Source organism: Acrocarpospora catenulata (assembly GCF_018476525.1).
Classification (GTDB): domain Bacteria; phylum Actinomycetota; class Actinomycetes; order Streptosporangiales; family Streptosporangiaceae; genus Acrocarpospora; species Acrocarpospora catenulata.
The window spans coordinates 43,870-66,140 of the sequence record NZ_JAHCST010000053.1 but is presented as its reverse complement, the minus strand read 5'-3'; the positions used below and the strand labels follow the sequence as shown (position 1 = coordinate 66,140).

General features: G+C 68.2%; 23 protein-coding genes. 11 read left to right on the top strand and 12 right to left on the bottom strand.

From position 1 onward, the window contains the following. Positions 1 to 433: 433 nt before the first annotated feature. Complete coding sequence (locus tag KIP79_RS35750) at positions 434 to 1,969, bottom strand: endonuclease/exonuclease/phosphatase family protein (RefSeq protein ID WP_214109409.1); 1,536 nt, start codon at positions 1,967 to 1,969, stop codon at positions 434 to 436. Positions 1,970 to 2,207: 238 nt separating this feature from the next. On the opposite strand from KIP79_RS35750, the gene KIP79_RS35745 reads away from it, so the two are divergent. Continuing rightward, positions 2,208 to 3,188 carry a small ribosomal subunit Rsm22 family protein gene (locus KIP79_RS35745; RefSeq protein ID WP_214109408.1) on the top strand — a complete coding sequence of 327 codons (981 nt, stop codon included), beginning with the start codon at positions 2,208 to 2,210 and terminating at the stop codon, positions 3,186 to 3,188. A 12-nt stretch (positions 3,189 to 3,200) separates the two neighbouring features. Here the strand turns inward: KIP79_RS35745 and KIP79_RS35740 are convergent, their stop codons facing one another. After that, the gene (locus tag KIP79_RS35740; RefSeq protein WP_214109407.1) at positions 3,201 to 3,728 is read right to left on the bottom strand and encodes an NUDIX domain-containing protein; all 528 of its coding nucleotides are present in this window, start codon (positions 3,726 to 3,728) and stop codon (positions 3,201 to 3,203) included. Positions 3,729 to 3,823: 95 nt separating this feature from the next. Here KIP79_RS35740 and KIP79_RS35735 point away from each other — a divergent pair, with 95 nt between their 5' ends. After that, entirely contained in the window at positions 3,824 to 4,354 is a 531-nt protein-coding gene (locus KIP79_RS35735; RefSeq protein ID WP_214109406.1) for a MaoC family dehydratase, read from the top strand. Between the two features lie 43 nt (positions 4,355 to 4,397). Here the strand turns inward: KIP79_RS35735 and KIP79_RS35730 are convergent, their stop codons facing one another. From KIP79_RS35730 to KIP79_RS35715, 4 genes are read right to left on the bottom strand one after another with little or no spacing between them, the layout of a single operon-like run. Beyond that, complete coding sequence (locus tag KIP79_RS35730) at positions 4,398 to 5,204, bottom strand: FadR/GntR family transcriptional regulator (RefSeq protein ID WP_214109405.1); 807 nt, start codon at positions 5,202 to 5,204, stop codon at positions 4,398 to 4,400. Positions 5,205 to 5,240: 36 nt separating this feature from the next. Then, complete coding sequence (locus tag KIP79_RS35725) at positions 5,241 to 6,413, bottom strand: acyl-CoA dehydrogenase family protein (protein WP_214109404.1); 1,173 nt, start codon at positions 6,411 to 6,413, stop codon at positions 5,241 to 5,243. Further along, positions 6,404 to 7,177 carry an HpcH/HpaI aldolase/citrate lyase family protein gene (locus tag KIP79_RS35720; protein WP_214109403.1) on the bottom strand — a complete coding sequence of 258 codons (774 nt, stop codon included), beginning with the start codon at positions 7,175 to 7,177 and terminating at the stop codon, positions 6,404 to 6,406. Before KIP79_RS35720 ends, KIP79_RS35725 begins: the two co-directional genes overlap by 10 nt. Continuing rightward, entirely contained in the window at positions 7,161 to 7,853 is a 693-nt protein-coding gene (locus KIP79_RS35715) for an alpha/beta fold hydrolase (protein ID WP_214109402.1), read from the bottom strand. The genes KIP79_RS35720 and KIP79_RS35715 overlap by 17 nt, the downstream gene beginning before the upstream one ends. 711 nt (positions 7,854 to 8,564) lie before the next feature. Between KIP79_RS35715 and KIP79_RS35710 the strand changes: the two genes are divergently transcribed. The 3 genes from KIP79_RS35710 (at position 8,565) to KIP79_RS48755 (ending at position 10,877) form a co-directional block, all read left to right on the top strand. Beyond that, positions 8,565 to 9,119 carry a hypothetical protein gene (locus KIP79_RS35710; protein ID WP_214109401.1) on the top strand — a complete coding sequence of 185 codons (555 nt, stop codon included), beginning with the start codon at positions 8,565 to 8,567 and terminating at the stop codon, positions 9,117 to 9,119. Between the two features lie 80 nt (positions 9,120 to 9,199). Beyond that, on the top strand, positions 9,200 to 10,504 hold the full coding sequence (locus tag KIP79_RS35705; RefSeq protein ID WP_214109400.1) for an IS701 family transposase: 1,305 nt from the start codon (positions 9,200 to 9,202) through the stop codon (positions 10,502 to 10,504). Positions 10,505 to 10,754: 250 nt separating this feature from the next. Then, positions 10,755 to 10,877 carry a hypothetical protein gene (locus tag KIP79_RS48755; RefSeq protein ID WP_256447603.1) on the top strand — a complete coding sequence of 41 codons (123 nt, stop codon included), beginning with the start codon at positions 10,755 to 10,757 and terminating at the stop codon, positions 10,875 to 10,877. An 85-nt stretch (positions 10,878 to 10,962) separates the two neighbouring features. On the opposite strand, the gene KIP79_RS35700 is transcribed toward KIP79_RS48755, so the two are convergent. The 5 genes from KIP79_RS35700 to KIP79_RS35680 form a co-directional block, all read right to left on the bottom strand. Then, a complete protein-coding gene (locus KIP79_RS35700) occupies positions 10,963 to 12,006 on the bottom strand; it encodes an alcohol dehydrogenase catalytic domain-containing protein (protein WP_214109399.1) in 1,044 nt (347 codons plus the stop codon). Positions 12,007 to 12,136: 130 nt separating this feature from the next. Continuing rightward, on the bottom strand, positions 12,137 to 12,301 hold the full coding sequence (locus tag KIP79_RS35695) for a YciI family protein (protein ID WP_214109398.1): 165 nt from the start codon (positions 12,299 to 12,301) through the stop codon (positions 12,137 to 12,139). Between the two features lie 25 nt (positions 12,302 to 12,326). Next, positions 12,327 to 13,319 (bottom strand): FAD-dependent oxidoreductase, encoded by a 993-nt coding sequence (locus KIP79_RS35690; protein ID WP_214109397.1) that lies wholly within the window; start codon positions 13,317 to 13,319, stop codon positions 12,327 to 12,329. Positions 13,320 to 13,500: 181 nt separating this feature from the next. Next, positions 13,501 to 14,079 carry a carboxymuconolactone decarboxylase family protein gene (locus tag KIP79_RS35685; protein ID WP_214109396.1) on the bottom strand — a complete coding sequence of 193 codons (579 nt, stop codon included), beginning with the start codon at positions 14,077 to 14,079 and terminating at the stop codon, positions 13,501 to 13,503. Between the two features lie 31 nt (positions 14,080 to 14,110). Then, the gene (locus KIP79_RS35680) at positions 14,111 to 15,652 is read right to left on the bottom strand and encodes an AMP-binding protein (protein ID WP_214109395.1); all 1,542 of its coding nucleotides are present in this window, start codon (positions 15,650 to 15,652) and stop codon (positions 14,111 to 14,113) included. Positions 15,653 to 15,821: 169 nt separating this feature from the next. Between KIP79_RS35680 and KIP79_RS35675 the strand changes: the two genes are divergently transcribed. The 6 genes from KIP79_RS35675 (at position 15,822) to KIP79_RS35650 (ending at position 21,912) form a co-directional block, all read left to right on the top strand. Continuing rightward, complete coding sequence (locus tag KIP79_RS35675; protein ID WP_214109394.1) at positions 15,822 to 16,967, top strand: ABC transporter substrate-binding protein; 1,146 nt, start codon at positions 15,822 to 15,824, stop codon at positions 16,965 to 16,967. 64 nt (positions 16,968 to 17,031) lie between these two features. Beyond that, complete coding sequence (locus tag KIP79_RS35670; RefSeq protein WP_214109393.1) at positions 17,032 to 17,925, top strand: branched-chain amino acid ABC transporter permease; 894 nt, start codon at positions 17,032 to 17,034, stop codon at positions 17,923 to 17,925. A gap of 5 nt (positions 17,926 to 17,930) precedes the next feature. Further along, positions 17,931 to 18,812 (top strand): branched-chain amino acid ABC transporter permease, encoded by an 882-nt coding sequence (locus KIP79_RS35665; protein ID WP_214109392.1) that lies wholly within the window; start codon positions 17,931 to 17,933, stop codon positions 18,810 to 18,812. Further along, positions 18,809 to 19,588: an ABC transporter ATP-binding protein gene (locus KIP79_RS35660; protein ID WP_214109391.1), complete on the top strand. Its 780-nt coding sequence runs from the start codon at positions 18,809 to 18,811 to the stop codon at positions 19,586 to 19,588. Before KIP79_RS35665 ends, KIP79_RS35660 begins: the two co-directional genes overlap by 4 nt. Continuing rightward, on the top strand, positions 19,575 to 20,309 hold the full coding sequence (locus KIP79_RS35655) for an ABC transporter ATP-binding protein (protein WP_214109390.1): 735 nt from the start codon (positions 19,575 to 19,577) through the stop codon (positions 20,307 to 20,309). The genes KIP79_RS35660 and KIP79_RS35655 overlap by 14 nt, the downstream gene beginning before the upstream one ends. A 19-nt stretch (positions 20,310 to 20,328) precedes the next feature. Then, on the top strand, positions 20,329 to 21,912 hold the full coding sequence (locus KIP79_RS35650; RefSeq protein ID WP_214109389.1) for an AMP-binding protein: 1,584 nt from the start codon (positions 20,329 to 20,331) through the stop codon (positions 21,910 to 21,912). A gap of 12 nt (positions 21,913 to 21,924) precedes the next feature. Here the strand turns inward: KIP79_RS35650 and KIP79_RS35645 are convergent, their stop codons facing one another. After that, positions 21,925 to 22,263 carry a cupin domain-containing protein gene (locus KIP79_RS35645; RefSeq protein WP_214109388.1) on the bottom strand — a complete coding sequence of 113 codons (339 nt, stop codon included), beginning with the start codon at positions 22,261 to 22,263 and terminating at the stop codon, positions 21,925 to 21,927. Positions 22,264 to 22,271 lie beyond the last annotated feature (8 nt).

Below are 22,271 nucleotides of genomic sequence, written 5' to 3'. Positions count from 1 at the left end.
GACTACGGTGAGCAACGGGTGTGCCTTCCCGACCGACGTTGGCGCGTCGGTCATGCTTGAGACTGGACATGATCATCGGGAAGGTACACCCCCTTCCCGACAGATCCACAGATTCCAAGCATTGCTCGCCGCTTCGAGTACAAACTTGTGGCCCCCCTCCTGGCGCATGAGGGGCTGGTAGTGGGTGCACGTCCCGGCGATCCAAACTGGGACACGAGGATCCGGGATCATGGTGGCCGCCTGACGGCAACGGGCTACATCCGCCTGAACCCGTGACGGCATTCTGGAGCACGGCCCACCCACTGATGAAGGCCATGCCGGGCCGTCCTCCGTGGTCGAGAACTGCCCGGCAGGGCGCATCATCTGATCATCGCCCCTGGCGGGCGCGCGCCCGCGAGTGTGCCGATGCTTGGGCCGTGAACGCGGAGCCCGGTCAGTCGACGATGAACGTGGTCAGTACGGCGGCGTGGTCGGAGGTCCAGGCGTTGTTCTGGTGGTTCGGAATCGGGGCCGGGGTGCCCTCGACGACCGCGTCGGACGACTTCACCGTGAGATCGCCCTTGTAGTGGATGAAGTCGATGCGGTCCTGCGGCTCGGGCTCACCCTTGTGGCTGTCGTGGCCGTACCCGCCGGTGAACGTGGTGTAGATCGGCGACCAGGTGATGCCGGGGTCGGCGACCGGATCGGGGTGGGCCACGCGGTAGGAGTCCTTCATCCCGGACTGCTCAGGAGCGAGCGAGGTGGGCCAGGGCACGGAGTCGTAACCGCACTTCCTGGTCTCCGGAGTCCAGTCGAGGTGCGAGGGGGCGTTGAAGTCGCCGGTCAGCAGGACGGGTGTACGGTCCGCGGCCGTGAGGTCGCCGGACATGGACGACATGATCTCCTGGATCTGGCGCGTGCGATTCGACTCTGCCTCCCTGGCCAGCAGCCGCTCGACGCTCCACTGCCCGAAGCACGCGTCGTACGGGCCGTAAGGGGTGTAGCCGAGGTGCACGTTCCAGATGGCCACCTCGTGCCGGTCGTCCAGCCTGATCGTCGCGTTGATCCCTGCCAGGCCCGACTCCGAGGGCAGCGGCCCGCGCGAGACGATCGGGTACCGGCTGATGATGCCCAGGTCCGCGCCCGCCTGGTAGTAGTCCCAGCCGAGTGCCTCGGCCAGTTCCCTGGCCGACGTGGACGACGTCTCCTGCAGGCCGACCACGTCGACGTCGCGGTCGAGCAGGAACTTCAGCTGCTTCTCCCGGCCGCCCTTGACCTGGCTGCCGCCGTGCCACAGGTTCCAGGACATCGTCGTGAGCTCGGGCACCAGCGGGCCGCCCGGAGGCCGTACGCGGACGCCGACCGTGGCGGTGGCGCTCTCGCCCGCGTCGTTGCGCGCCTCCAGCGTGAAGGTGGCGGTCTTCGCCGACGCCGACGCCGGGGGCGTGCCGGTCACGGTGCCGTCCTGACCGACCCGCACCCAGGCCGGGCCGTCCACCTTCCGGAAGGTCGCCTCGCCGCGGACCGTGCCCTTGACGCTGGCCTCATACGGGGACTTGGCGCGGGCGTTGCGCAGGGTGAATTCACGGGTCACGAAGTGGAGCGGCTCGTTGCTGACGATCTTCAGCTTCACGGGCGGCGCCAGCCACTCGTAGCCGTCCTTGGCCAGGGCGTAGGTGAGGTAGTTGCCCGGTTCGAGCCCGGTGGTGGGCAGGGTGGCCGTTCCCGAGCCGGAGGTGATGTACACCCACTTCAGCGAGGGGCCGACGTACTTCTGGTTGACGGGTCCGTTGCCCGGGTCGGTGTAGAGGCCGATCCAGTTCTTGGAGTCGGGGCGCGGCGTGGAGTAGGACAGCTCGATCGGGTCACCCGCCTTCACGCTCGCCGTCCGGAGCGAGAGCGTGCCGTCAGGTGTAGCGGCGTGGGCCGGGATCGCGGGCAGGGCCAGGGCGGCCAGCATCCCGATGGTCAAGGCCAGAAAACGGGGCATAGAAGATCCTTATTCGTCCAATAGGTCGAAATAAGGATCTAGTACGCGAGAGGCCACGACCTTGCCGCAAACTAACCGGAAGTGACCTTATCGGGAACGTGTGATCACAGGACTCCGCGACGACGTGGGTTCACCCATGGCCCGCTCCTCACCAAGGCGCGCCGGCCAACACCTTGTTCGGGTGACCGGTCGTGACGGTGGTTCGACAGGGTGGAATCGCTGGGCGATGATGGCAGCCATGCCCAGCCCGCCCGACGACCTTCACAATGCGCTGGACGTGCTGCTCAGCAGGTTCAGCACCGCGGATCTGACGCAGTCCGTCCGGCATCTCATCAAGCAGTACCGGGAGGGGACGCCCCCGGCCGACGTCGTTCTCGGTTCGGAGATCGATGTGGCGGCCTATGCCGGGTACCGGATGCCGGCCACGTTCGCGGCCGTCTCCGCGGCGCTCCGCCACGTGGCCGCGGTCGCGCCCGACTTCACTCCCCGTACGCATGTCGACATCGGGGGCGGGACGGGCGCGGCCGTGTGGGCCGCCGCCCAGGTGTGGCCGGTCCTGGAGAAGGTGACCGTGCTTGAGCAGGCCCAGAGTGCGATCAGTCTGGGCGAACGGCTGGCGAAACGGTCGGGGAGCCCGGCGGTGCGGGCTGCCCGCTGGACGCGATCTGTCATCCGGGCGGGGGTCGAGAAGCCTCCAGCTGACCTGGTCACCATGTCGTACGTGCTGGGGGAGTTGCCGACCGCGTCACTGGAGGGTGTCGTACGGTCCGTGGCCGCCGACGCGGGCATGGTCGTACTGATCGAACCCGGCACTCCCGCCGGTTACGCGCGCATCGTCGCCGCCCGCGACATTCTGCTCGAACAGGGCCTGTCGGTGGTGGCTCCCTGCCCGCACGATCAGGCCTGCCCGATACCCTCCGGCCGGGACTGGTGCCATCTCTCCACCCGGCTCAACCGCAGCGCCCTGCACCGGCAGGTCAAAACCGGCGTGCTGAGCTTCGAGGACGAGAAGTTCTCCTACGTCGCCGCCTCCGCCCAGCGGTGGCCCAAGGCGGCCAACCGGGTGCTGCGCCACCCGCTCAAGCGCAAGGGGCTGGTCTCCCTGGAGTTGTGCACCGACGAGGACGGCCTGACCCAGGAAATCATCACCAAACGGCAGGGCGAGCTGTACAAGCGGGCGCGCGACATCACCTGGGGTGACGAGTGGCCACCCAGGTGAGCAGCGCCCGGGCTAGGTGACGGTCGGCACCGCCATCATGCCGCCGGTCAGGAACGCGGGTGTCGGTCCGGCCGCGCCGCGCAGCGACACGGTGGTCAGGACGCGCCGGGCGAGCGGAGGCGCGGCCAGCTGGGTGACCTGGTCCATGTCGCAGAAGCGGACCTCGGCGATCTCGTTGTCGACGAAGCGGATCTGGTGGAGGTCGGTGGAGGTCAGGGTGCCGCCGTCGAAAAGGAACGCGATGAGGGGGCGGCGGTTCTCGCGGGCGGGATCGACGTCGATGCTGAGCAGCGGGCCGATCGCGATGTCCAGCCCGAGCTCTTCGGCGATCTCGCGGCGGGCCGCGTCGAACGGGTTCTCACCACGGTTGACCTCGATCACGCCACCTGGGATGTCCCAGTCGTCCTTGTAGTTCGTCCGGACCATCAGCACCCGGTCGGGAGTGTCGAAGAACAGCACCCCGGCCGCCGATATCGCGACCGGAAGCGCCGCGTACCACGCGGGCCACTCGGTCGTCAGGCTCTCCTGTTCGATGTTCACCAGGTGACGCTACTCAATGATCGGCGTCTGGCGTACCCAAGATTCACCCTTATTGAGCGTATGATACGTATAAATTACCCCGGGAGGGCAGAGAGATGACAGTTCACAAGGCGGAGCTCGGCCGGTTCTTCGAGGATTTCGTGGTCGGGGATGTCTTCCAGCATCCGTTCGGGCGCACGATCAGCGAAGCCGACTGCACGTGGTTCACGCTGCTCACGTGTAACACGAACCAGTACCACTTCAACGCGCACCTGTCCCAGCAGAACCCCGTGTCCGGCGGGCGCATCCTGGTGAACTCCGGCTTCACCATCGCCCTGGTGCTCGGGCTGTCGGTCATTGACATGAGCCAGAACGCCGTCGCCAACCTCGGCATGACCGATCTGACGCTCAAGCACCCGGTCTACGTGGGCGACACCCTGTACGCGGAGAGCCTCTGCACCGGCACCCGCCCCAGCGCCTCCCGCCCCGGCTTCGGCATCATCGCCATGCACACCCGCGGCCTGAACCAGGACGGGGACGAGGTGCTCTCCTGGAACCGTTCGGTCATGCTGCCCAGCCGGGAGAGCGGCCACGGCCAGGACTACTTCCCCAGCGCGAAGACGGGGCCCATGGCGCTCCCGGCCTGAAAGCGGCCACGGGGCCAGCCGTACGGGCTGGCCCCAGCGGACATCACCCCCAGGAGATGCGCAACCCCGCGAAGGCGGGATCGGTGTTCTTCAACCGGCCCACATAGAAAGCCATGTGCTCACGCATGAGCCGCTCCGCCTCATCGGCATCCCCGCCGAGGATGGCGTTGCCGATCTCCCGATGCTCCATGCAGATGCGCTTCTGCGCGATCGCCGCGGTGATCCCGGCCTCCACGACCTTCGTCGTGTACAGCTCCTTCAGGGCGGTCGCCACCAGGTCGAACACGGTGTTGCCCGTCATGCTGGCCACCACGTAGTGAAAGTCGTTGGCCGCCTGCACGTACCGGCTGTTGTCCCCCTCCGAGAGGGACGCCTCCACCTCAAGGGCGTGCTCCAGCCGCTGCAGCGCCCGCGGGTCGCGGTTCTGGGCTCCCAGGCGGGCCACCATCGGCTCGATGAACATGCGGGTCTCGATGAGCTCGGCGATGGTGGCGCCGCGCAGGCTCAGGTAGAGCGAGATGGTCCGCCCGACCTCGCGCGGATCCACGGCCTGCACGATGGGCCCGCCACCGGGCCCCGACTTCAGGCTGATGAGCCCGTAGACCTCCAGGACCCGCAGGGCCTCCCGGACCGACCCCTTGCCGACCTGGAAGCGCTCGACCATCGCCGCTTCGTTCGGCAGCCGGTCGCCTGGCTGAAGACCGTCGCGGATCACGTCTTCCACCAGGGCGGCGGCGATTCGCTCGGACGTCTTGATAGGACGCGACAGCTGGTTCGGCGTCGTGGTCAGGAATCCCATGTGCATGCGTGATGCCGCCCCAGCCTCGGCGTTCCTGCGGTCCGAACTCATGACCCGACTCTGACTTTCGGTTTCGTGATCCATGCGTCATACCTTGTGTCGTTCGAGGAGGCGACGCGCGATAAGCAACTGCTGAATCTCGTTCGTCCCTTCCCCAAGGATAAGGAGCGGCGAGTCGCGGTAGAGGCGCTCCACCACGTACTCCTTCGAGTAGCCGTATCCACCGTGGATCCGCATCGCCTCCAGGGTCGTCTCCTGGGCGACCTCGGTGGCGAACAGCTTCGCCATGCCGGCCTCGAGGTCCGCGCGGGCCCCGGTCGCCTTCAGCCGTGCCGCGTCCTGCACCATCAGCTCGGCGGCCCGGATCTTCGTCCCCATCTGGGCCAGCTTCAGCTGGATGGCCTGGTGGTCGCTGATCGGCTGCCCGAAGGTCTCACGCTGCTGGGCGTACTTGATCGCGGCCTCGAACGCCGCCGTCGCGAGCCCGAGCGCCCGGGCGGCGACGTTGACCCGGCCCAGCTCCACCGCCGAAATGAAGTACTTGAAGCCGCGTCCGACTCCGCCCTCGCCGCCGAGAACCGACGTCGCCGGGGTACGGAAGTCCTCGAACACGAGCTCGGTGGACTCGACGCCCTTGTATCCGAGCTTCTGCAGCTGGGGCGGCACGGTGAGACCGGGCTGCTGGTGCACTCCCGGCTCCTTCTCGATGATGAACGCGGTCATCCCGCGGTGCCGCGGATCCGCTTTCGGGTCAGTGACGGCCAGCAGCATGATCATACCGGCGCGCAGGCCGTTGGTGACCCACATCTTCTGGCCGTTGATCAGGTAGGAGTCGCCGTCCCGCACCGCCTGGGTCCGGATCGCCTGCACGTCGGACCCGGCGTGGGGCTCGGTCATCGAGTACGCCGAACGGAGCTCGCCGGTGGCCATCCGGGGCAGGTACGCGCGGCGCTGCTCCTCGGTGCCGAAGTGCTCGATCATCCAGGCCGCCATGAAGTGGGTGTTCACCACCCCGGACAGGCTGATCCAGCCGCGCGACAGCTCCTTCACGACCAGGGCGTAGGTCAGCAGGTCCAGGCCCAGCCCGCCGTACTCCTCGGGGATCGTGATGCCGAACAGGCCGATCTCCTTGAGCCGCCGCACCATCTCCTCAGGGAACTCGTCCCGGTGGTCGAACTCCGACGCGTAGGGCGCGACCTCGGCGTCCACGAAGTCACGGATCAGGGCGAGCATGTCCTGCTGCTCGGTTGTCAGTTGCATTGGCGAGTCGCTTCTTTCGATGGTGTACGGGAATAGAGCTCGGCGGCCCGGAGCGTGGCGCGGGCGCGGCGGGCGACGGGCGCGTCGACGAGCTTGCCGTCGACGGTGGCGACCGCGGAGCCGGCCCGCAGCGCCTCGTCGAGGGCGCGGACCAGCCGAGCCGCCCGGTCCAGCTCCTGCGGGGTGGGCGCGAAGGCGGCGTTGACGACCGGCACCTGGCGCGGGTGCACACAGAGCTTTCCGCCCAGGCCCAGCCGCCGGGCCTGCTCCGCCTCGGCGCGGGTGCCGTCCTGGTCCTGCACCGCGAGGTGCACGACGTCGAACGGAGCGCGTACCCCGGCCGCCGCCGAGTCCACCACCAGCACCGATCGCGCGTGCAGCAGCTCCGCCGCCGCCGCGTCCTCGGCCCAGCCCAGTTCCGCACCCAGATCGGCGCCGCCCAGCGCCAGCGCCACGACCCGGGGGTGGGACGCGATCTCGAACGCCCGGCGCAGCCCGGCCGCGGTCTCGACCAGCCCGATGATCGGAAGTCCGGCGTCCGCCAAGGACCCCAGCGACTCGGGTGACGCCTTGGGCAACATGACCGCGTCCACCGCCGTGTCGTCGAGCATCAGCAGGTCTTCGGCGGCCCACGGCGTGTCCGTCCCGTTGATCCGGACCAACCGGAGCGGGCCGTCTCCCGCGGCTGGGAGCACGTCGCGCACCAGCTGCCGGGCCGCGGGCTTGCGGTCCGGCGCGACGGCGTCCTCAAGGTCCAGAACCACCGCGTCGGCGCCGCTCGTCCAGCTCCGACATCCGCCAGAGGTACTCGACGTCGGGCAGGCTCACCGAGCCCGTGATCCACTGGACGTCGGGGTCGGCCTTCAGCACCAGCTTTCCGGCCCAGTTGCGCCGCAGTTGGTACCGCACGTGCAGATCGAGGAAGTCCTCGCGCCACTCGGGGTGGTAGCCCTTGTAGAACTTCCACGCCTCCTGCTCGTTCCGGAAGCCCCTCAGATTCGTCGTTGCCTGGATGAAGTCCCGCATCGCGACCGCTCCCGCGGGGGAGTTGGCCGGTCCCGCGTCCGAGAGGGCCAGGCGTTTGACCGTCTCGGGACGCTCGCCCGCGACGGCGATGGCCACCCGTACGCCGGCGGAATGCCCGACCAGGTTGACCGGGCCGAGCCCGAGCGCGTCGATGAGCCCGTGGACGTCCCGCGCCATCGAGCGCACGCGGTACCCGGATCGCGCCCAGTCACTGTCACCGTGACCACGCAGGTCCATCGCGATGACGTGGTACTCACCGTCCAGGCTCCGGATGATCGGATCCCAGGTGTGGCACTGCACGTTGAGGCCGTGCAGCATCACGACGGGCTCAGCGGTGGGAGAACCCCACTCGGTGTAGTGAATCTTGAGACCGTCCAGCTCCAGCCAACCGTCCTCGAACTCCTTGAGTGCCACGGGACTCCTCATCCCACCCTCACGATTTCTGACGGTTAATCCTTATCATGCGTATAAATTTCCCGACAAGGGTGGAGGCGCTGCTCAGTGCGGCGCTACTACCGCCTTACCGGCGAAGGCGCTGCCCGCTTGACCGCCGAAGCCGACCGCCTCGCCCGGCACGCGACCGCCGCCAGCAATCGCCTGCGGCATGTCTTGAACAACGCTTGGGGGTCGGCATGACCGAGCTGGAGGCACGCTACCGGCGACTGCTGGCCTGGTAATCCGCCGGGGCATCGGGCGGTGCACGAAGAGGAGATGACGGCGTCCTGATGGCGGGAGCCGAGCCGGGCCGCCGCCGGCCACGCCTTACGGAGTCGGCCGACCTGATCCGGGGCGCGTTCCGGATCCGCCTGCGGCACGCCTTCGGCCCGGATTCGGGCCCGGCCTGGCGGCGAGCGTTCGCCCTGGCCGGTCTGGGTTCGGTGCTGGTGCTGGCCTGCGACGAAGCCGCTCGGACGATAGCCGCCGCCGTGGACGGCTACCCCTGGGACGGTTCAGCCATTCTCACGTTCGCCTTGGCGCTCCAGGTGGTGCTCATCCAGCGTGCCCCGCGATGGCTCGCCGCAGGATTCGCCGGGTTATGGGCCGCCGCCTACGTCACCTGGCACGTGCCGTACCTATGGTCCCCTCGACCTGTCGGACGCTTACTCCTTCGCTTACGACCAGCCGGTGTCCGTCGCGCTCTTGGCCGGCCCTGCCGTGCTCACCGCCCTTCTGGTCACACTGCGGCCCGAGCGGCCCGTCCTCCCGTACGGGCGGATGTTGGCATGGTCGGCGCTGCTCGTCGTCGCCATGCTGGTGAAGGTCTTCGTTCTGGAGTCGATGGAGTACGAGGCGGAGGCCCTCATTTTCGTGCCTCCTTTGGCCGTGATCGCGATCGCGGCTGGCCACACCGCCCGCACCGCCACCGGCCGCCGAATGATCCTGCTCGCCGCCGCCCCGGTCGTACTCGCCTGCGGCTACCACCTTCTCTATGTCATAGTGATGACCGGCTTCGGCTGGCTCGGCCTGCTCATTCCGGCCGTGATCGTCATCCTGCGGGCACGCGGCCGAGCCCCCCGGGACAGTCTGACCCCCACCGGGGCCGAGGTTGCGGCGGCGCCTCGGCCCTCCCGGTGGGTGGCCGAGGGCGGTTTCCGTGGCAGCCACTTGCCGAGGCCTGGTCGCCCTGTAGGGCATCGACGAGCGGACCTATCAGAGGGCGCTGCAGCGCCACATGATTGAAGCCCTCCGCTGAGGACACCAAACCGCATGGGACTAGTAGGACTTTGTTAGTTTGAGATCTCGCGTGGGATGATCTCTGGGTGACTCCGGCTGAGCTGGCTGATGTTCGAGGCCGTCTTGAGGACTTCGCGGGTGAGGTGTTCACCTCCTTCTCGCGCCGGGAGCAGCGGGCCAACGGCGGGTTGTACATGCGTGGGCTGATGCTGGACGGGCGGCGAAAGTCGATGGTGCCGATGGCCGAGCGGCTGGAGGTGGATCACCAACGATTGCAGCAGTTCATCACCTCCTCGACCTGGGACTATGCGGGGGTTCGGCGGCGTCTGGCACAGCGCGCGATCGGCGTGGTGGCACCGCAGGCACGGGTGCTGGACGACACCGGGCACCTCAAGGACGGCGATGCCTCCCCCGGGGTGGCCCGGCAGTACACCGGGACCGCGGGGAAGGTGACCAACTGTCAGATCGCGGTCAGTGTGCACGCGGTCACCGATACCTGCTCCGCGGCGCTGAACTGGCGGCTGTTTCTGCCCGAGCGATGGGACGACGCTCTGGCCGGCGCCAAAGCCGAAGCGGAAGGGATCGGCAAAGCCGAGGCGGAAGCCGCCAAAGCCGAGGCGGAACAGATCGCCGCTCGGCGGCGGCGCTGCGCCATCCCCGACGATCAGCGGCACCGTCCCAAATGGCAGCACGCGCTGGACATGCTGGATGAGCTGGCCGTCTGGGGGCAGGTCCCGCCGCTGGTGGCCGCCGACGCCGGATACGGCGATGTGACCGCGCTACGGCTGGGCCTGAGTGCACGCGGCCTGCCGTACGTGGTCGCCCTCAAGGGCACCACCAGCGCGTATCCCGCCGATGTCGTCCCTGAGACGCCGCCCTACTCCGGCAACGGCCGCCGTCCGGTGGCCAAGTACCGCAGCGCGCCCTCCACCCTGCGGGATCTGGCCCTGGCCGCCGGACGAAGCAGTCTGCGCCGGGTGAGCTGGCGATACGGCAGCAAGCACACCAAGGGCAACCCGACAGCGAAGATGGCCTCCCGCTTCATCGTGCTACGGGTACGGCCTGCCAACCGTGACATCCCCCGCAGCGCCGATGGTCACCTGCCCGAGTGCTGGCTGCTGGCCGAATGGCCACCCGGTGAGCCTGAGCCCACCGGCTACTGGTTGTCCACCCTGCCCGTCGGCATCCGGCTGCGGGAGCTGGTCCGCCTGGCGAAGATTCGCTGGAGGATCGAGCACGACTACCGCGAGCTCAAGACCGGCCTGGGCCTGACCCACTTCGAAGGCCGCTCCTTCATCGGCTGGCACCGCCACGTCACCCTGGTCTCGGCCGCCCACCTGTTCCTCACCGAACTGCGCTTGACCGGCCCAAAAGCGGCTGGGGCGGCCTGACCTTCTACAAGATTCTCCACATGCTCCAGGTTTTACTGGCGACCTGGACAGGCCGATGCCCCACCTGCCATCAACGACCACCATGACGAACTAACAAAGTCCTACTAGGTCGTGCCCGGAGAGCTTGCCCGCGACGATCGCTGAAGGCGCCCGCTTCACCGTGCTGCTTTAAGGCGCCCTGGCCGATTCGTCCCCTGCACTCTGGACGGTCCCCTGCCGGCGATGGACCCTCCCGCGCTGCCCTGCGGCGGTGTATAGGCGGCCCGGCGCGCTCAACCTGCCCAACAACATCAACCAGAACGGCGGGCGCACCATCGACCTGTTCCTGCTGGCGGCGGCCGGCCGGGCCATCGAGCTGGAGTCCAGCTTCTGAGGACCGCGGGAGGAAAGCCGCCGGGCCGGGCTCCGGCGGCTTCGCCGTGCCCCGGATGGTAGACAGCCAGACGAGAACGGACGCCTCACTCGTTGACCGCCGGCAGGTCGATGAGGATCTTGCCGACATTGGCCGCGTCGTCACGCATGGTCCGTAGCGCCACCTCCAGGTCGGTCACGGCGAAGCGATGGGTGATGAGGCTCCGCAGCAGAGCACGATGACGGTTGACGAACCCGAGCCCCTCGCCGATCAGGTCCCGGCTATTGCGGCTGCCGAGGACGTCGAGTTCCTTGAGCGGAATGGTCCGCATCGGAATCTGAGCGGTCCGATCGGAGATGCCCACGAGCACGACCCGGCTGGCGTGAGCCGCGATCTCGAGCGCTCCGGCGAGTGCATCGGGCGAGCCGGTCGCCTCGATCACCAAGGTGACCGGCCGATCGGGTGTGCACTGTCCGGCGGCGGTCACGGATTCGCGCGAGGGGAAGGCGCCGGCCGGATCGATCACCAGAGCGCCGACGGCGCCGAACCGTCCCGCTGTCTCGGCCCGTTTTGTCACGGTGTCGGCCGCGACGACGTCCACGCCGAGATCCGACAGGTGCCGCGTGGCAATCAGACCGATCGGCCCGCAGCCCAATACCAGTGCCAGCTCCCCCGCCTCGGGCCGACCGCGGCGGACGGCTTGCATCGCGATGCTCACCGGTTCGCTGAGAGGTGCCAGGTCCGCGGGCAGCCCATCGGGGACACGCCAGACGCTGCCGCTCGGCACGACGACGTAATCGGCGAGCGCTCCGTCCTCGTAACACCCGAGAACCGAGATGTGCTCGCACACATTGTGGCGGCCAGCGCGGCAGGCCGAGCAACGCCGGCAGAACCGCATCGGCGAGGGGACCACCCGATCTCCCACGCGGGCGCCGGCGAACTCCTCGCCGGTCTTCACGACGCGCCCGACGAACTCGTGGCCCTGCACGAGTGGAAACGGGTTCACATACTCGCCCTCCCAGATGTGGAGGTCGGTCCCGCACAGGGTCACGTGCTCGACTCGAATCAGCGCTTCGTCAGCGCCGACGGACGGTACCGGTCGCTGCTGGAACTCAATCCGTTTGGGGGCTGTCGTCCTGGCGACCAGCATCAGTCGAGCACCTCGCTTCCGAACACGACGTCCCACGCGAGAACCTCTCGCTGTGCGACGAGTCCTGCCGACCAGAATGGGTCATCGTCCAGCAGGTCAGCGATGGCCTCGGCCTCACCGGCGGCCAGGATCAGCAGTGCCCCGGACGATCGCCGCGGTTGAGCCGCCCGCTGACGCGGAGTGAACGCATCTGGTGCAGGGTGTGCAGGAACGCCACATGCTCGGCACGCAGGGCAGCCCGCCGCTCGTCGGAGCCGTCGGCGTAGCGGTAGACGACGGCGAAGTACTGATTCATCGCGGATCTCCGTCCTGCTGGGCTGTCATCGGGCTGCCGAGGTGACGGAGTCGCCGCGTCGACTCCGCACGTAGCCGAAGCGGCTCATCGGGGTCAGCGCGCCGACGCGCGGCCACTCGAGCGGCACATCGAGTTGGGTGTTCAGATGCCGCTGGAACTCCCCGAGCAGCCGGTGGTCCTCACGGACCTGCGTCGGCACGATACGGTGCGCGACGCAGAACGCCGCCAATGCCCCCGCGGCCTCGCCGATGGACCACTCCACCGGATGAACTCGGTAGGCACCATTCGTGATGTGGGTCGTGCCGATGTTCTTGGCGGCGGCGAGCAGGTTGCCCACCCGTTGCGGAATCAACGCACCGAGCGGGATCTGGAACGGCCAGGTGTCGATGTCGAGTGTGTTCCGACCGGAAGTGGACGGGTGGAGATCGATGCGATAGGCACCGATCCCCACCGTGTCATGGAAGACCTCCGAGCCGATCCGGCCATCCCGCGCTTCGACGCCCACATGGGGCTCGGTGATGGTGAACTGGGCACGGATGCGTCTCGCTTCCCGGATGTACGGTTCCCTGGCGAGGCCATCGGCCGTGCCGGAGATGCCGGGCCGAGGGCGGACACCGGGGTACCCAACACCACCGTCATGGCGCGGCGCCTCGGTCTGGATCCAGTACACCAGTGACAGCGAGAGCTGCCGGGCTCCCTCAAGGGCGGCCTCGCGCTCTGCCGCGCTGACACCCAGCAGCGGGCGATCGAAGTAGTCCATCATCGGCCAGACGGAGGCGGTCAGGTCGGACTCCCAGGTCCCGACGAGCTGTTCGCCGGCCAGGATGTGTCGCGAGGACCACAGGTCGTACCGGAGGCCCGACTCGTGCACCTCGTCGGTGAACAGCGGCCGGTGCCGGGCTTCGTGCGTGACGAAGTCCGAAACGTCCCACCCCAGGAACGGGCCCCGGCCAGAAGGCCGGCCGGTAGGCGCGCCAGAAGTCGTACTGTGCGGGCTTGTCGATGGTGAAGTCCCCATCGGCCACGTACCCGAGGATCATGGACCAGGTGATGGCCTGCTGGTCGAGCGGGTCGGCCCTGTCCAGCGCATGCGGTGCACGTGTGCCCTAGCCAGGCCCTCTCCCTGGAGGAGTGAATCAATCCGTGGATGGCCTTACCGCCTGACAGGATCACGTGCGCATATCGGGGGGTGAAGCGCCTCAGTGCGCGCCCTTGAGTACGATCCCGTCGGTGGACAGCTCCATTCTGGTCGTGCCGTCGTAGTGGTCCGCGAGCCCGTCGGTGACCTGCCAACCTCGCGAGACACGGCCGAAGCCGAGGAAGATCGCACAGTTGACACTGAGCTCCACGATCTGCTGGTCGGTGAAGTGGCGGCGCAGGTCGTCGAAGTCCGTGTCGTCGATGTTCATGTGGTCGAGGGACAGCGAGTCCGCGTAACGGAGGGCGGCACGCTCGGCGTCCGAGAGATCTTCGGCGGTCTCGGGCCGGTTGAGCTCGCAGACCAGGGTCTCGTCGACGTCGTCACCGAACCGGACGGCCATGCAGTGGCCGCACTGGTTGTGGTAGGCGATCCGGAGCCTGACGATCTCGATCAGCCTCGGCCCGAGCGTGCCGGCGGAGCGGAGTTCGCCAAGGAGGTCGAGCCAGGCTACCGCCACCCGCGGCAGGTGGGCGATGACCCGCAGGTGGCCGTTGGCCACCTGGTCGTCGGGATCCGCGACCCGCCCCCGGAGCTCTGGGGGGAAGTCCGCGGTATCGACCAACGCGATTCTTGCCATGGATCCTCCTGAGGTCAAACTATGGATATGGTCAGTTGACGAGGCGTTCGCGACCGGCCCAGTACGGTTCGCGGAGCTTGAACTTCTGCACCTTGCCCGTGGCGTTGCGCGGCAACGCCTCGACGAAGTCCACCGACGTCGGCGCCTTGTATCCCGCCAGCGCGGCCTTGCAGTGGGCGATCAGATCCGCCGGCGACGCGGTGGCGCCGGACTTCAGGACGACGACCGCTTTTACCGTCTCGCCCCACTTCTCGTGCGGCACGCTGATGACGGCGGCCTCTGCCACCGCAGGGTGGCTGAACAGGCAGTCCTCGACCTCGATCGAGGAGACGTTCTCGCCGCCGCTGATGATGACGTCCTTCTTGCGGTCGACGATGGTGACGAAACCCTCCTCGTCGAGGTGACCTCCGTCCCCGGTGTGGAACCAGCCGTCACGTTGCGCCTGTGAGGTCTCCTCCGGTTGCTGCCAGTAGCTCTCGAACACCACGTTCCCCCGCACCAGCAATTCGCCGTCCTCCGCCACTTGGAGCGTGACCCCGAGTGCCGGAGTCCCGGCCCGGGAGAGTCGTCGCGCCCGCTCGTTCGAGGAGCGCTCGTCATCGCGGGCGCGTCGGCGGTTGATGGTGAGCAGGGGGGATGTCTCGGTCAGCCCATAGATCTGGATGAGCTCCCACCCGAGGCGGTTCTCGACCTCCTCGATGATCCGCGTCGGCGGTGGCGCGCCCGCGCAGACCACCCGGACCCGCCCAGCGCCCGGCACCGGCCCGTCCCACTTCTGGGCGGCCTCGATCACCGCGGCGAGGACCGCGGGGGCGCCGCACATCAGCGTGACGCCGTGGTCCCGGACCCGGGCCAGGATGTCGTCGCCGTCGACCTTGCGCAGGACGACCTGCTGGACGCCGAGCCCGGTCAGCGCGAAGGGCATCCCCCAGCCGTTGGCGTGGAACATCGGCAACGTGTGCAGGTAGACGTCGCGATCGGTGACCGCCGTGTGCAGAGCGAAGGTGACCGCGTTGACCCAGAGGTTGCGGTGGGTCAGCTGCACGCCCTTGGGGCGGGCCGTGGTTCCCGAGGTGTAGTTGATCGTCGCGGTCGCGGTCTCATCCGGGTCGGCCCAGGGCCGCGGGTCCTCACCGGGAGCCATCAGGGCGGCGTCGGACTCCTCGCCGAGCATGAGCACCGGGATCCCGAGGTCCTGGTCGACGCTGTCGCGCACCTCCGGATCGACGAGAAGCAGGTCGGCACCGCTGTGCTCCACGATGTAGCGGATCTCGGGACGCGCCAGCCGGAAGTTGACCGGTACCAGGACCCGGCCCCACGAGGTGACCCCGAAGAACGACTCGAGCAGCCGGCCACTGTTGTGGCTGAGTACGGCGATCCGGCTACCCCGGGCCATGCCCCGTGCGTCGAGCCCGGCGGCCATCGCCCGTGCGCGTTTCGCCAGCTGCCCGTACGTGAGGCGCCCCAAGCCACCGTCCTGGAAGGGGCCGGGCTCGTCCACGAGGGCGGCCGAGGCGGCGTATGACAGTGAGGCGCGGGCGAGGAAGTCCTGGGTGGTCAAGGGCACGTGCACGGTGTCTCCGATCGCTCATCGACAGCCAGATTAGAGCAAACAATAGTCACAAAAAAGAGGATGTGTGACCGTTGACACACCACCGTAACGTTAGTATAGATATGCATCGATAGGCGGCTTCGGTCGCACGATAACTCGCCTGTGCGAGGCACTCGCTAGAGGTCCCACGATGATCAAACGGACGAACAAGCTCGGGGCTTTGGTTGCGGCGAGCAGCCTTGCCCTCCTGGCCTCCGCATGCGGGGGGACGGCTGCCGACAACTCGAGTGGCGACATCGGGCTCAGTGAGATCGTGATGCTGACCGGCCCGGTCGGATACTTCGGTACGGAACTCGACCGCGGCGCGACGATCGCCCTCGAAAAGGTCAACGCCGAGGGCGGCGTCAACGGAGCGAAGATCAAGATCAAGAAGTACGACACCGCCTCCAACAAGGACAAGGCCGTCAAGGCGGCGGGCGACGCCATCAACGATGACAGCTCCGTCGGCATCCTGACCTTCACCGTCACCAGCGACCAGCTGGCCTGGGTTCCCGACGTCGAGGACGCCGGCATCCCGCTGCTCAGCAACAGTGTGGCGGCCGAGGTTCCCAAGATCGGGCCGCACATCTTCCAGGTCGCGCCGCCCGACGGCACCCTGGTCCCCAACTTCGTCTCCCAGGTCGTGGGCAGCCTCGGCCTCACGACCGCGGCGTACATCCGGATCACCGGCGAGGCGTCCTCCGAGACCTCCTACGAGGCGTTCAAGGGCAACTTCGAGAAGGCCGGTGTGCGGACCGTCGGCGACGAACAGTACCTCTCGACAGATGCCGACTGGTCCTCTCATCTCACCAAGATCAAGGCCGCCAACCCCGACGCCCTGATCGTGATCCCCGCCGCGCAGGAGGGCGGAGCCATTCTGAAGCAGGCCCGCCAGCTCGGCATCAACGTGCCGATCATCGGCGGCGCGCAGCTCAACTCCGTGGACGCGCTCAAGCAGGCCGGCGCCGGTGGCGAGAACGTCTACGTTCCGGACTTCTGGTCCATCGGTGACGACTCGCCGGAGAACAAGGAGTTCAGCGATGCCTACACGAAGAAGCACGGTCAGGCGCCCACCCGGTTCGCGGCCACCGGCTACAACTCCATGCGGCTGATGGCCGACGCGCTGAGGGCCGCGGACAACCCGCGTGATCACGCCTCGGTGACCGAGGCCCTGACGAAGATGACGACCTGGCAATACGCCGGCTGCAAGTTCACGATGGAGAACCGCGTCCCTATCTGCGAGAAGCCCGTCGTCCTCAAGTCGAACAACGGCCAGTTCGAGCAGAACGGTAAGTGACCCCACGCCGGGTGCACCCGTTCGCGGGCTCGATGTTCCTCGCGCCGGATTCTGGAAGGAACCGATGGACACCCTTCTCCAGCAGACCATCAACACTCTCACAATGGCGTCGGTGTACGGCCTGTTCGCGGTCGGGTTCGTCCTGATCTTCGGCGTGCTCGACGTGCTCAACCTCGGCTACGCGTTCGTCTTCATGATCACGGCGAACATCGCGGTCTGGACGATCATCAACAGCGGCTCGCTGGTCCTGGCCGTCGCCGTGGGGCTGGTGTCCGGGGCCGTGCTCGGGCTGGTGCTGGACTTCGTGGCCTACCGGCCCGTACGCGGCCGGGGGGCCACGGGCGGGGCGGTGAGCTATGGGCCACTGCTCAGCACGCTCGGCATCGCCGGCGTCTTGGAGGCGGTCGCGGTCGTGTGGTTCGGGACCCGCAACCAGATCGTCCCCGAGGACGCCTTCCCGCAGCAGTCCTTCCACCTCTTCGGCGCGACGATCACCCTGTTGCAGATCGTCGTTATCGTGTTCGGGATCGGGCTCCTCATCGCCCTGCACCGGTTCCTGCGCGGCACGATCTACGGGCGAGCCCTTCGTGCCGTCGCGGAGAACCGGCAGATGGCGACCTCACTCGGGATCAACTCGGGGGCGGTCGTCACGGGTGTCTGGGTCCTGTCGTCGATGCTGGCCGCGCTGGCCGGTGTGTTCATCGCGCTGGTCACCAGCGGAGTCTCCACGTCGATGGGATCGACGTACGAGCTCAAGGGATTCATCGTGGTAGTGCTCGGCGGCATGGGGAGCGTGGGCGGCGCCATCGTGGCGGCCCTGATGCTGGCCGTGCTGGAGACCACCGGTGTCTACTACCTGGGAGGTCAGTTCCGGGACATGATTCCGCTCCTGGCGATCGTGCTGATCCTGCTGATCCGCCCGCACGGCCTGCTCGGGCGACGCGCGCGGACGGTGTGAGCTCGATGGACCTTCTTCACCTCATCCAGGAGAACCAAGTCCTGCTCCGCCAGATGGGCATCAACATCCTGCTGGCGTACGCGATGTTCCTGCCCCTGTCCATGGGCCAGTTCCAGGTGGCCCAGCCGGTGTTCGTCGCGGTGGCGGGCTACACGGGCGCGATCCTCACGCTCAACACCGAGCTGGCCCTCCCGGTGAAGTTCCTGATGGCGGTCGGCGCGTCGGTGGCCTTCGCGATCCTGCTCGCGCCGCTCATGGTGCGGCTGTCGGGGATCTACCTTGGGCTCACCTCGTTCGCGCTCGTGGGCCTGGTCAGCGTGGTCGCGTCGAACCTGCAGTCGCTCGGCGGGGCCACGGGCCTGTATGCCATTCCGCGGCTGGTCGACCTGCGTGCCGTCTGGATCACGGTGGCGATCGTCGTCGCGCTCGCCTACCTGCTCAAACGGTCTCGCTTCGGCATGGCGATGTCGATCGTGAACGACGATCCGATCGCGGCGGCCGGCACCGGCCTGAGCGTCTTCCGGATGCACGTGTACGTGTTCGTCCTGTCCGCCGTGATAGCCAGCGTCGCGGGCTTCGAGCGGGTGCACCTCTTCCACCAGATCAACGCCCAGGATTTCAGCCTGCACCAGATCCTGGGGATCCTGACCTTCGTCATCGTCGGAGGGCTGCGGTCGATGTGGGGACCCCTGGTCGGCGTCATCGTGGTCATGCTCATCCAGGTGCAGATCGAGGACGTCGGCGACTGGAATCTGGCGGTGAACGGCATCCTGCTACTCGCGATCGTGATCTTCCTACCCGACGGGCTGACCAGCCTCCGGGCGGGCATGCTGCGGCGGATCGGCCGCAGGCGCGTCATCGCCCTGGACGGCAAGGTGAACGCATGAACCCCATACTCCAGGTCGAGAAGATCGCCAAGCAGTACGGCGGCCTGCGGGCCGTCGACGACGTTTCGCTCACCCTCGAGCTGGGCGAGGTGGTGGGCCTGATCGGCCCGAACGGTTCCGGCAAGACCACGTTCGTCAACCTGATCACCGGCTACGTGGAGCCGACCTCGGGCACCGTGACCCTGGGGGGCACGGACGTGACCGCCCGGTCACCGCACCGGCTGGCCCAGGCCGGTGTCGGCCGCACCTACCAGGTGCCGCGCCTGTTCTCCTCATTGTCGATCGTCGAGAACATCGAGGCAGCCCTGCTGTTCGTCCGGAGGCAGCCGCAGATCTGGCGGGTGCTGACGCCGCGGACCGGCCGGGCGAGCCTGCGCCGCGAGGCCATTGAGCTGCTGGACATGGTGGGCATGGCGCACGTCGCCGACCGCGGTGCCGCCTCGCTCTCCCTGGGGGAGTCGCGGCGGGTCGAGATCGCACGGGGGCTGGCGGCGGCCCGGCGCATCCTCGTCCTGGACGAACCGGTGGCGGGGCTCCAGGGTGAGGATGCCATGAACGTCGGCCGGTTGATCGCGGAGACGGCCCGGGCACGGGATATCGGGGTCATCGTGATCGAGCACAACGTCCCGCTGGTCCGCAGGTTCTGCGACCGGCTGGTCGTCCTCAACCTGGGCAGAGTGATCGCCGCCGGTCCCTGTGAGGATGTGGTGCGGATGCCCCAGGTGGTCGAGGCGTACATCGGCAAGGAGGCGAGCGGATCACATGGGCGATCTTGAGGTGCGGGACCTGACCGTCACCTACGACGACCACGTCGCCGTCCAAGGGGTGAACCTCGACCTGCCGAGCGGGGAGGCGCGGGTGCTCCTCGGGCCCAACGGTGCCGGCAAGTCGACCGTCCTGGGCGCCATCGCCGGTCGTCAGCGGCCACGGGAAGGCAGTATCCAGTACGGCGGGCACGACCTGGTGAGGACGCGCAAGCACGAGATCGCCAGGGTCGGCGTGGTCCTCTGCCCGCAGGAGCGTGAGGTGTTCGGCGCCCTGTCGGTACGGGAGAACCTGGAGCTCGGCGGTTACATCCACCGCCGCCGCCCGCCGGGTTCCGGCGGGACCGGCATCGCCGACATCGTGGAGATCTTTCCCAAGCTCGGCGTGCTGATGGACCGGCCGGGATACAGTCTCAGCGGTGGCGAGCAGCAGATGGTGGCCATCGGCAGGGCGCTGATGGCCAGGCCCGAGGTGCTGTTGCTCGACGAGCCGAGCGCCGGCCTGGCCCCCATCGTGGTGAGCGGGATCTTCGACGTGCTACGCGACATCGCGGAGAGCAAGCAGCTGTCGATCCTCATCGCGGAGCAGAACGTCCCGAAGGCCTTCGGCATCACCTCCTACGCCTACGTCCTGTCCAATGGCCGGGTGCACCACGAGGGGCCGACGGCGGAACTGGCGGACGACCCCGCGATCGCCACGGCCTACCTGGGCGGCTACGGAGGTGCGGCATGACCGGAACGGAGGCTGGAGCATGCCCGTCCGGCGCCTGACCCCCAGCCTGGCCGCGTCCTACCGCGACGCGGGTCTGTGGCAGAGCCGCTCCCTCGTGCGTACGGTGGCCGATCTCGCCGCGGGGTCGCGCCGGGCGGTGAGCGACGGTCTGGCCGACCTCACCTACGACGCGCTGCTCGCACGAGTCGGGTCGATGGCGGCATGGCTGCTCGCGCGCGGGGCGCGGCCCGGAGACGTGCTGGCCCTGGAGAGCCGGGGCCGGGCCGACATCCTCCTCGCGCATCTGGCCTGCGACAGCCTGGACATGATCGTCATGCCGATGTCGCACATGTTCACCGAGCCGGAGGTGGCGCACCTGCTCGCCGTCTCCCGGGCGCGCTACTTCGTCATGGCCGACGGCACCGGCCGCACGCCCCGCGACGCGGCCGCGCTGCGCGGGACCCACCCGCACATCGAGACGCTCATCGGCGGGGACGCCGGCCCGTCGCTGGCGGAGATCTTCGCCACCCCCGGCCTCGCTCCCGCGGAGCTGCCGGAACCGGACCCGGACCGTCCGCACCTGGCGATGATCAGCTCGGGCACCACACAACTGCCGAAGGTGTCGCTGTGGTCGGACAACAACCTGTGGTTCCTGCTGTCGCAGTTCGCGTCGCGGGTGGCCCTGCGGCCCGACGACGTCGTGCTCCAGGTCGCCCCGCCCAACACCGGCTCGACCGGCTATGTGTTCCCGGTGCTGGCGCCGGTCCTGTTCGGCGCCAGGTCGATCATGCTGAGCGACTGGAGCGCCGACGCCGCGCTCGACCTGATCGAGCGGGAGAGGGTGACCGTGGCGACGGCGGTGCCGACGCAGATGATCAAGATGGTGGCCGCGCAGGAGGCGCGTGCCCGGGACGTGACCTCGCTGCGGGCCTTCAACAACGCCGGGGCCAAGCTTGAGGAGGCGCACGCGCGCCGGGTCGAGAGCGTGCTCGGGTGCCGCGTCCAGACGTCGTACGGCGCGAGCGACGGCGGAGTGCCGGTGCTCACCTCGATCGACGACGACGACGCGCACCGCCACCGCTCGGTCGGCCGGTTGCTGCCGATGACGGACTGCCGCCTGGTGGGCGAGAACGGGGCAGAGCCCCCGGCGGGCACCCCGGGACAGGTCGTGTGGCGGACCCCGAGCAAGAGCTACGGCTACCTCAACAACCCCGGGCAGGACGAGCGCATGTTCGACGCCGAGGGCTGGTATCAGTCCGGCGATCTGGGACTGTTCGACGAGGAGGGCTATCTGCACATCGTCGGCCGTACCCGCGACATGATCATCCGGGGCGGGCTCAACATCAATCCGGGTGAGATCGAGGACCTCGCGCTGCGCCATCCGGCGGTGGCCGAGGTGGCCGTCGTGGGGGTCCCGGACGAGGTGTACGGCGAGCGTGCGGCCGCGTGTGTCGTTCCGGTCGCGGGACGCCCTCTCGTGCTCGAGGAGTTGTGCGCGTTCCTGCTGGCGCAAGGCATGGCCAAACAGAAGCTCCCCGAGCGGCTGGTGCTCCTCGATGAGTTGCCGAAGAACTCCGGGGGCAAGGTCAGCAAGCGTGACCTGCGGCTCGCGCTCACGCGCTGATCTCCGACCGGCTCAGAGGTTGACGCGGTCGGGTGCCGCGAGGTCGTCCCCCGGAGTGAACCACACCAGCACGGTGAACTCCCCGTCGAACCGGCCGCCGTGCGGGGTGCCGCGCCTGATCTCCCAGGTCGACCCGGCGGTGACCGGATGCGGGACGCCGTCGATCTCGATCTCGCCCGAGCCGCGGACCAGGTGGCCGAACTCGTCGTGCCACGCGTGCAGGTGCCGTGTCGTCACCAGGTCGGCCCCGCGCGTGAGGAGCAGGGTGACCTCGCCGGTCTGACTCAGCACCGTCGTGCCGAAAGGTGCGTCCAGAGCCGCCCAGACCGTGCCGCCGGCAGCGTTGTCCATCGTTGACC